Origin of the sequence: Mycobacterium aquaticum (genome assembly GCF_002086485.1) — a bacterium.
GTDB classification, from domain to species: domain Bacteria; phylum Actinomycetota; class Actinomycetes; order Mycobacteriales; family Mycobacteriaceae; genus Mycobacterium; species Mycobacterium aquaticum.
This window is the reverse complement of record NZ_MVHF01000091.1, coordinates 1-1,400: the sequence shown is the minus strand read 5'-3', so window position 1 is coordinate 1,400 and position 1,400 is coordinate 1. Positions and strand designations below refer to the sequence as shown.

General features: G+C 67.2%; 1 protein-coding gene. It reads right to left on the bottom strand.

Annotated features, from left to right (window positions below; all coding sequences use genetic code 11):
- Positions 1-1,384 (bottom strand): HNH endonuclease signature motif containing protein (locus tag BST13_RS38025; RefSeq protein WP_083171376.1); only part of this gene is annotated, 1,384 nt, incomplete at its 3' end.
- Between the last annotated feature and the right edge of the window lie 16 nt (positions 1,385-1,400).

The window sequence follows — 1,400 nt, the reverse complement described above, 5'->3', positions numbered from 1 at the left end:
TGGGTGCCTCGGTGTTGGGGTGGAAGAGGTCTTCGGGGCGCCAGTAGTGGTTGAGGCGGTCTTGGCCGGTGTCGAGTAGCGGTGGGGGGACCCATTCGATGCGGCCGTCGTCACGCACCCGGGTGGTCCAGCCGTGCTCGCTGACCAGGCGGTTGTCTTGGGGACAGGCCAGGGTGAGGTCGGTGATATCGGTCTGCCCGCCTTTGGCGAAGTCCAATTCGCCATGGTGGCCCTGGCAGCGATCTGGCGGGTTCGGACATCCGGGTTTGGTGCAACCACGATCTCGCGCGTGCAGCACGATGCGTTGCCCGATGGAGGCGATCCGCTTGCTCCGCCCCAGATACAACGGCACTTCTTTGTGATTGGCGAACACCGCCAGATACTGCCGGGCGCGGGCGGCCATCGCGATGACCTGCGGGATCGACAAGCGGATCCCGCTGCCGGTGGTGGCCACCCCAGACAGCGTTTCCAGTTCACGCACGGTGGTCGAGATCACGACTGACACCGGTACCCCGTTGTGCTGGCCCAGTTTTCCCGAGGCCAGCAGCGCGCGGCCCATGGCCAGGAACGCGTCGTGGGTGCGTTGCGCGGCGGTGCGGGTATCCGATGCGATGGCCTCGGCGCTGGCAGTGCCATCGACACAGGGATGTTCATCGGCCCGGTTGCACATGCCGGGGGCGGCCTGCTTGGCCAGGATCGGCGCCCAGGTGGCCGCGGTTTCGGCATCGAGGTAGCCGAAGATCTTGCTCATCCCGTCGAGGCCCTGCCGGCAGATGGTGATGCCGCGGCGACGCGCCTGGATGGACTCCTGGGGTTCGGGGCCGTCCTGGTTGAGCAGATAGGTGATGCGCTCGGCGCAGCGCCGCAGGATGTCCGGGGAGTTGGCGGCGGCGATGCGGGCCAAATCCGTGTCGATCTCCTCATGGGTTGTGGCGTCGAGGGGCACCGGGCAGGTGTCGAAGAACTTCTTGATGACGGCCACATGCTCGGTGTTGATCTGGCCGGCGGCTTGGGCGGTGGCGGTGGCCGGTAGCACCGGGGCGAGGGGTTCGCCGGACACCGCGGTGCGGGGGCCGAGCAGGGCGGCCTCGGTGACGCGGCGTTTGGCTTCGGTGGGGCTGATCCGCAGTCGGATCGCCAACACGTCGGCCCAGCTTTTCGCGCCGATCTCGCGGGCGGTGACCCGTGTTTGTGCTTCGGCGAGCAATCGGTGATCGACCGTGGGGGCGCGGCGGGCCTGGGTTTCGCGGCGGGACTGCAGTTCCAAGAGTTCGGGCAGACTCAGCGCGTCGAAGTTCAACGCGGCGAGTTTGTCGCACACCGCCTCGTACTCGTCGAACACCGCCAGGACCGCTTCCCGGTCGACGACAGTGTTCGCAAGCATGTTCGAATTCTACCGC